At 33.4% G+C, this 7,880-nt stretch carries 8 protein-coding genes; 6 read left to right on the top strand and 2 right to left on the bottom strand.

Going from position 1 to position 7,880, the window contains the following annotated elements; all coding sequences use genetic code 11:
- The first annotated feature begins 116 nt into the window (after positions 1-116).
- Complete coding sequence (locus tag MVY38_RS08665; protein ID WP_297485299.1) at positions 117-1,169, top strand: glycosyltransferase family 9 protein; 1,053 nt, start codon at positions 117-119, stop codon at positions 1,167-1,169.
- Here MVY38_RS08665 and MVY38_RS08660 read toward each other — a convergent pair.
- Positions 1,158-3,170 (bottom strand): LTA synthase family protein, encoded by a 2,013-nt coding sequence (locus tag MVY38_RS08660; protein WP_297485297.1) that lies wholly within the window; start codon positions 3,168-3,170, stop codon positions 1,158-1,160. The two genes, MVY38_RS08665 and MVY38_RS08660, sit on opposite strands and share 12 nt — an antisense overlap.
- A 128-nt stretch (positions 3,171-3,298) precedes the next feature.
- On the opposite strand from MVY38_RS08660, the gene hemN reads away from it, so the two are divergent.
- From hemN to MVY38_RS08640, 4 genes are read left to right on the top strand one after another with little or no spacing between them, the layout of a single operon-like run.
- Positions 3,299-4,666: an oxygen-independent coproporphyrinogen III oxidase gene (gene hemN / locus MVY38_RS08655; protein WP_297485295.1), complete on the top strand. Its 1,368-nt coding sequence runs from the start codon at positions 3,299-3,301 to the stop codon at positions 4,664-4,666.
- 3 nt (positions 4,667-4,669) lie between these two features.
- Positions 4,670-5,953, top strand: coding sequence for a (Fe-S)-binding protein (locus MVY38_RS08650; RefSeq protein WP_297485293.1), 1,284 nt, complete (start codon positions 4,670-4,672; stop codon positions 5,951-5,953).
- Between the two features lies 1 nt (position 5,954).
- On the top strand, positions 5,955-6,731 hold the full coding sequence (gene lgt / locus MVY38_RS08645) for a prolipoprotein diacylglyceryl transferase (protein ID WP_297485291.1): 777 nt from the start codon (positions 5,955-5,957) through the stop codon (positions 6,729-6,731).
- Positions 6,731-7,033 carry a DUF1294 domain-containing protein gene (locus MVY38_RS08640; RefSeq protein ID WP_297485289.1) on the top strand — a complete coding sequence of 101 codons (303 nt, stop codon included), beginning with the start codon at positions 6,731-6,733 and terminating at the stop codon, positions 7,031-7,033. The genes lgt and MVY38_RS08640 overlap by 1 nt, the downstream gene beginning before the upstream one ends.
- A 1-nt stretch (position 7,034) precedes the next feature.
- On the opposite strand, the gene MVY38_RS08635 is transcribed toward MVY38_RS08640, so the two are convergent.
- A complete protein-coding gene (locus tag MVY38_RS08635) occupies positions 7,035-7,523 on the bottom strand; it encodes a DUF2062 domain-containing protein (protein WP_297485287.1) in 489 nt (162 codons plus the stop codon).
- Positions 7,524-7,621: 98 nt separating this feature from the next.
- Here MVY38_RS08635 and MVY38_RS08630 point away from each other — a divergent pair.
- The coding region (locus MVY38_RS08630) for a DEAD/DEAH box helicase (RefSeq protein ID WP_297485285.1) at positions 7,622-7,880 on the top strand (259 nt) is incomplete at its 3' end.

Here is a 7,880-nt window from a genome sequence, read left to right as displayed (position 1 = left end):
GCTCCACCTGTTACTAAGATTTTTTTTTGCATTTTATTCCATTTTTATAAAAGTTACCTATTTTATCAAAAGTAAGATTAAAAAAGATATAATTCACTTTTATTTTAGGAGTTCATGTGTCCGTACCTTTTCATGTCAAATTTAGAAGAGAGCTAAAAGTTATAGTGGGTGAATCCCTTCGTCATTTTTCACCAAAGCTTTCAAGTGATATTATTAACCCTCATAAAATTAAACATATTCTTATAATTCGCATAAATTATCGTATAGGAAATATGCTTTTTACTACACCACTTATTCAGCAACTTCAAGAGGCTTTTCCTTATTCTAGAATAGATGTATTAATTGGTGCACCATTTACTAAAAATCTTTTTACAGGATTTGAAAATGTTGAAAATATTTATGATTTTCCTCGAGCCTTATTGAAACATCCCGTAGAACTTTTTCAATATGTAAAGCAACTTAGAAGTAAAAAATATGATGTTGTGTTAAATCTAAATGGAAACTCTTCAAGTGATCGCTTGGCAACGCTTCTTGCAAAATCGACCTATAAAGTTGCTTTTTGCAACGATACCACTTTTACACCTGTGAATAGATGTGTGGAGAGAGAAGATTTAGAAGTTAATCATGAAGCGCTTAAACCTTTGGAACTTATGAAAATTTTTAATATTTCTCCAAATTATGATTTGAAACTCTCTATTGCTTTATCTGAGAAAGAATTGCAATGGGGTAGAGATGAGCTTTTAAAATTAACAGATAATAAAGGCGTTAAAGTCTTTGCAATTTTTAGAAATGCCCGTTTTGATAAACTTATTGATGATGAATATTGGCAAAATTTAATAGAATCTTTAAAAAAGAGAGATGAGAAGATTACTATTATAGATATTCTCTCTCCCGATGTCCCTGTAAAACTCTCTAATGAAGTTTTAGAGTATTCGCAAAAAGATCTACGAAAACTCGCTGCGTTTATGGCAAATTTAGATGCTTTTATTTGTGGTGATACAGGACCTATGCATTTAGCAAGTGCAAGTGGAGTACCTACAATCGCTCTGTTTAAAACAACAGCACCTACGCTCTATGGAACGCTTAAAGAGCGTGATATATCTTTAGAAATTAAAAATAAATCTGCGCAGAGTGTAGCTGTAGAGATTTTAAATCACTTAAAGCTTTGATTTTTTATACCAATCTTTTACTAGAAAATCAGTAACTGCAATACTTGCTTTTCTATATACATCACACTTTCTCTCTATTTTATTTTTTGGAACTCCTGATTGGAATGCTCCATCGGTAGTGATGATGACTCCTGCTTCATTGATACCACAGTGTAATATATTTTTATTTAAAAGGTCACTTCCAACAGCCATATAGGATGCGTTGGAAAGAGTGAAATGGTAAAGAGTTGGGAAAAGGTCTTTATGCGATCCCGGTACTGATGTATCGATTGCTTTTTTAGGTTTTATCGCTGATGGAAGGTAGATGTAAAAAGGTATTTGTTTTGACTCTTGATAAAAATGATCATACTTCATATGCCCTTCAAAAGTATTGTTGTCAGCAGTAATAACAACAACAGTATTTTTTGCAAGAGGTGAGGATTTAATAGCATCAAGAAATTTTCCAGCCATATCTAATGCATATTGATAGTCATAAAGTCGTTTAAGAATGCCTTTTTGATCTCCTTTAAGATGTTTTGAAAGATTTGCATCAATTGTTAGTTTTTTTGATTTGTAATCAGCATAGAGTTCAAATGGAGGATGATTATTTGTTGTCATAGCATAAATAAATTGAGGTTTTTTTGCCTCTTTTAATCTTTTGATTATATATTTGTAAAGAAATTGATCATAAACTCCCCAGTCATGAAAATCTTTTGCTTTGTTTAAATGGAGTGTTTGTGCTATTTTTACTTTTCCTTCCACATGCTCGAAGCCCTGATGTGGGAAAAAGCCACCAACATTTCTCCATGAAAGGTCACCTCCATAGAGATAGCGCGTTTCATAACCATTTTTTTTGTAAACACTTGCAGCTGCTGTAGGAAAGTGCATGTTTTTAAACATACTTTGCCCATAAGGAATGGTATTTGGGCGTGCTACCAAGTTTAGTAACATGGGTTCCATAGAGACAATAGTACCATTTGCCGCAGAGATAAAGTTAGTAAAGAGAGTATCTTGTTCAAAATGTTTTTTGAGATGTCTCATAATATCAAAATGCTTACTTTCATATTTTAAAATAGGTGTTCCAAAACTTTCAACTTGAATGACAACAACATTTGGTTTAAGCTTTTCTAACTTTTTATTATAAGGTGTTGTCTTGAGTAGATTCTTTTCTGGCTTTTGCAGATTGATCGTTTTTTTGTTTGTAATTATTTGAAATGCACCACTTATATTATTGTCAAAGCCCATCTCTTTTACAAGGTCTCGTTGAGATTTTAAACTTTTTTTGTAATAGTTTATAGCATCTACTAAGGAATAAACAGAATTTTTTCTTACTTGATTAACAAAGTGGTTACTCGATACATCTTTGATCCAATGAGAAATTGGAAACATACCAAAAGAGCCACGAATAGCTAAAATAGTGATTAATATAAGAGCAAAAAGAATTGAAAATTGTGTATATATCTTAAAAGTCTCTTTTTTTTGTGACATAGGAAGAGAGAAGATTTTTTTAATTATGAAAGTTAGTCCCAATATATAAAGTATTGCTATTATAAAAATTTTAATTGTAGGATAATTTTTCCAAAATATTTTTAAAAGGGCGGTGGTATCATCATTGAAAAAACCAAAAATAAAAATAGAAATATGTTCATTGAAAAAGGCATAATACCCATAGTCAACAGCAAGAATAAGCGTAGCAATAAGATCTATAAGAACAAGATACCAAAGGAAAAAGGGTTTTGCGAATCTATAAGAAACTTTTCCCTGTAATAGTGTAAAAACAATTGCCATGAGAATAATAGGTATAAAAGTGTAACCAAGAATAGAAAGATCAAGCCTACTTCCCAGCCAAAACGCTCCTAAAATTTCTGAAAATGGCACATTCTTCAGGTTATCTGGCGCGAATGAAAAGTAAAAAAAGAGTCGAAAAAGAGACATAATTACAAGCATGACTAACTGAACATAGAGTGAAGATCGAACAAGAGAGAGAATATGATGAAATGTTATTTTTTCATTTATTTGCATAGAAATCCTAAAAAATTGAAATTTATCGGCATTTTAACATATTTCAAAAAATTTATCACTTTATTAGTATTTTTTAGAGATAATCACGAGAATTAAACCAGTTCTTAAATCAATACAAATGGATGAAAATGTTAGATTTTGCAAAATTTACAAAGTACTCAAAACCCGGTCCTCGCTATACTTCTTACCCTACAGCTTTAGAATTTAAAGATGATTTTAAGTATGACGAGTATATAAATAAGTTGGAATTTCAAGATAGTAAGCGTCCTTTGAGTCTCTATTTTCATCTTCCATTTTGTAAAAATGCCTGCTATTTTTGTGGATGTAATGTTGTTTTTACTTCTAAAGAAGATAAAATGGTTCGTTATATTGACTACCTTAAACGCGAACTTAAAATTCTTTCACAACATCTTGATATGAAACGCAAGGTAATTCAAATGCATTTTGGTGGAGGTACTCCGACATTCTTTTCAGCAGTGCAGCTTGATGAGATCATTAGTGAAATAAAGTCTTATTTTCCTAACTTTGTAAAAGATGCCGAAATTTCATGTGAGATAGATCCTCGTCATATTAATGAAGCTCAAATGAAAGTGATGGCTTCTCATGGCTTTAACCGTGTGAGTTTTGGTATTCAAGATTTTAATGAAAAAGTACAGATTGCAGTGCATCGTGTACAACCATATAATGTTACAAAAGATGCGATGGACTTGGCAAGAAAATATAATATGCACTCGGTAAATGTAGATTTGATTTATGGATTGCCATTTCAAACTTTAGAGACTTTTAAAGAGACACTCTCTCTTGCTCTGACACTGAATCCTGACCGATTTGCAGTCTTTAATTATGCTCATGTGCCATGGCTTAAAAAGACAATGCGTAAGATAGATGAGACAACACTGCCTCGTCCAGATGAAAAACTGCAAATTATGCAATATACTATTGATTTTCTTACAAAGAACGGCTACAAAATGATAGGAATGGATCACTTCGCAAAACCTGAAGATGAGCTCTTTAAAGCCATTGAAAAAGGTGAACTACACAGAAACTTCCAAGGCTATACAACAAAAGGCGGCGCAGATCTTATAGGTGTTGGTCTTACTTCTATTGGTGAAGGTGTAGATTATTATGCCCAAAACTTTAAGGATATGCCATCGTATGAAGCTGCTATTGATGCACAGAAGCTTCCATTTGAGAGAGGTGTTTCTTTAAATGAAGATGATATGATTCGTCAATATGTCATCATGGAGTTAATGAGTAACTTCAAACTTGATATTCAACGATTTGAAAAACTTTACAATGTAAACTTCAAAGAGTATTTTGCTGATGCCATCGAAGCATTGAAGCCTTTTGTTGATGAGGGACTTATAACACTAAGCGATAAAAAAATAGAGTGTTCCCAAACGGGAACACTGCTTATTCGAAATATTGCTATGCCTTTTGATGCTTATATGAAACAACATGCAAGCAGCAATAAAACATTTTCTAAAACGGTGTAAGCAATGAGTAAAAAGCCAGAAGATATGTTCAGTTTTGATGAAATCGCTGATGATTGTGTAAAGTGCGGAAAGTGTATTCCTGTTTGTACTATTCATAATATAAACGCAGATGAGGTTACTTCCCCTCGTGGGTTTATTGACCTTTTGGGTGAGTATAAACGCGGTAATTTAGAGCTTGATAAGACTGCAAAAGATATATTTGAGAGTTGTTTTTTATGTACGAACTGTGTTGAGGTTTGTCCAAAATCACTCCCGACAGATATGATAATAGAACAAGTTCGTAGTGACATTGCCCAAAAATATGGCATTGCATGGTATAAAAAAGCATTTTTTCTACTGCTTCGTCACCGTTGGCTCAATGACCTTGCGTTTAAGATGGGTTGGGTGTTTCAGACCTGTGGCTTTAAGATAAAAGCCGACATTGACTCTATGCATTCTCGTTTTAATATTCCTATGTTAAAAGCAGATAGACTTTTACCAAGTCTGAAAAAGACCTCTTTTTTAAATGCACATCGTGAAAATATTAACAATGGTGGTAAACGCAAAGTTGCTATATTTATTGGCTGTTTAGGAAATTACAACTTTAGAAATATTGGAGATTCGCTTTTAGAGATATTAGAGGCACTTGAGATAGATGCCTTTTTGGCAAAAAGTCAGAAGTGTTGTTCTGCACCTGCCTATTTTACAGGTGATTTTGATACGGTTGATTATAATGCAAAGTTTAACATTGAGTATTTTGAAAAATTTGCAGATGATGTTGAAGCTATTTTAGTGCCAGAAGCGACTTGTTCTGCAATGCTGAAAATTGACTATGAACACTATTTTCATGATCAGCCAGAGTGGAAAGAGAGAGCAAGAAAAGTAATGAAAAAAGTCTTTATGGCGACAGAGTGGCTCCAACACCATACAGAGCTTGAAACAATTTTGGCACAAAAAGAACAAATTCCAAAAATAGTTACCTATCATGACCCTTGTCATGCAAAAAAGATGCAGGGAATCCATGAAGAGCCACGAAACCTTATCCGCCAAAATTATAAAATAGTCGAGATGAGTGATCCAAACAGATGTTGTGGATTTGGTGGGGTGACAATGCAGAGTGAAAAGTATGAGTTTGCAAAAGCTGCAGGTGCGCCTAAAGCTGCGATGATAAAAGAGACGGGTGCTGAGATCGTAAGTGCTGAGTGCTCAGCGTGTCGTATGCAGATAAATGCTTCTATGAACTATGCAGAAGTTGATACGATATTTAAAAACCCAATAGAGCTAATAGCTGAAGCTTTGAGAAAATAATATGCAACACTATTTTGTTTGGGATGCAAATCCTATTTTGTTTTCATTTGGACCTTTTCATATCTATTGGTATGGACTTCTCTTTGCAACGGCAATTCTTGTTGGATTGGAGTTTATGAAAAGGGTTTATAAAATTGAGGGCAAAGATGAGAGTAGTATTGAACCACTCTTTTTGTATGCAGTTGTGGGAATTGTCATAGGTGCAAGATTGGCACACTGTTTCTTTTATGACCCTGATTACTATATGGCACACCCTATGAAAATCTTTGCGGTATGGGAGGGTGGTCTTGCCTCTCATGGTGGTGGAGCTGGTGTTCTTATTGGGCTTTACTATGGATGTAAAAAGTATAAAGTTGATTTTATGTGGCTTATAGACAGGCTTGTTATTCCTACTGCACTTTTTGGATTTTTTGTTCGTATGGGTAACTTTATGAACTCTGAGATTTTAGGTAAACCTACAGATGTTCCTTGGGCAATTATTTTTGCAAGAGTAGATAACCTTCCTCGTCATCCTGCACAGCTTTATGAAGGGTTTTCATATCTTATTATCTTTTTTATTCTTTTGTATGTTTACAAAAATTATATAAACAAGGTAAAAAAAGGGTTTATGCTTGGACTCTTTTTAGTGCTTATTTTCACTGTTCGTTTTGTAGTAGAGTTTGTAAAAGTGCGACAGGCTGATTACTCTTTGGGCATTGATTTAACAACAGGGCAATTACTAAGTATTCCTTTCCTTATTGCAGGTATAATATTGTTAATTCGGAGTCGTAAAAAATAGTGCAAAAAGTCATACTCGCTTATTTTATTTTTATAAATGTCGCTGCGTTTATAGTGTACTGGATTGATAAACTTCTTGCAAAATCTTCTAAACGCAGAATATCAGAGAATGAACTCCATACTTTTGCACTTCTTGGCGGATTTTTAGGTGCAACACTCAGTATGTACATTTTTAGACACAAGATAAGTAAGTCCTCTTTTTTACTTGTACATATTGTAATTATACTTTTATGGATAGTTGCGCTTGTGTATTACTTTTTTGATTTTCATACACTTACTTTTATACGCCCCTCTTTATTTTAATTTATCTCTTTGTATAGTGTTTTTTCTTATCTCTATTTACAGAGAGTTTCCACAAATAATTTACTAAAAAATATCCTAAGATTGAGCCAAATATAGAGTACATAGCTGTTCCAAAATAGAGTGGTATAAAAATATTGTCAAGGTTGTTTGAAAACCATGAAAGCGTCATCTCAACGGGTTGTGGTTTCATATGAAGTAAAAAAGAACCAGTGAGATACTCCATGTAGTACATTGGTGGCATCGTAATGGGATTACTTAGCCAACACATTGCTAATCCGATGGGAACATTGAATTTTACAAATGGAACAAAGAGCAGAACTGCTGCCATCTGCATAGGCATAGGTATAAATGCAATGAAAAGTCCTATGAGTACACCACGAGAAATCATTTTTCTACTTGGAGAGAGGTATTCTGGTGGAATTTTAGATTTTTTTATAAAGGCACGGAGCTTCTCATGTTTTGAGGTATTTTTAAGTGTTTTTCTAAGCATAATTTATTACTTCTTTATATTTTTACGAATTATATCAGCTAAGAGCTTACAAATGCTAAATATGCTAGAATTAAAGCATATTAATTTAAGGGTAATAAATGTCTTTTGAAAAACTTGGGGTTTTTAAACCACTACTTGATGCTATAAATGATTTGGGATATAAAGAACCTACACTTGTCCAAAAACGGGCTATTCCTGTGATCTTATCTAAAAAAGACATCTTTGCAACAGCACAGACAGGAACAGGAAAAACTGCTGCGTTTGCACTGCCGATTTTACAAAAACTTAGAAAACCAAGTGAAGGTAGTGGTGTGCGTGCTATTATTCTCTCACCTACGCGTGAACTTAGTATTCAAA

Source organism: Sulfurimonas sp. (genome assembly GCF_027056685.1).
Taxonomy (GTDB): domain Bacteria; phylum Campylobacterota; class Campylobacteria; order Campylobacterales; family Sulfurimonadaceae; genus Sulfurimonas.
This window is presented reverse-complemented; position numbering and strand designations above follow the sequence as displayed.

What these genes read in the sequence shown, in the direction of transcription:
- MVY38_RS08660 (WP_297485297.1), bottom strand. Translation starts at nt 3,170, where the DNA reads ATGCAAATAAATGAAAAAATAACATTTCATCATATTCTCTCTCTTGTT.
- hemN (WP_297485295.1), top strand. Translation starts at nt 3,299, where the DNA reads ATGTTAGATTTTGCAAAATTTACAAAGTACTCAAAACCCGGTCCTCGC.
- MVY38_RS08650 (WP_297485293.1), top strand. Translation starts at nt 4,670, where the DNA reads ATGAGTAAAAAGCCAGAAGATATGTTCAGTTTTGATGAAATCGCTGAT.
- lgt (WP_297485291.1), top strand. Translation starts at nt 5,955, where the DNA reads ATGCAACACTATTTTGTTTGGGATGCAAATCCTATTTTGTTTTCATTT.
- MVY38_RS08635 (WP_297485287.1), bottom strand. Translation starts at nt 7,523, where the DNA reads ATGCTTAGAAAAACACTTAAAAATACCTCAAAACATGAGAAGCTCCGT.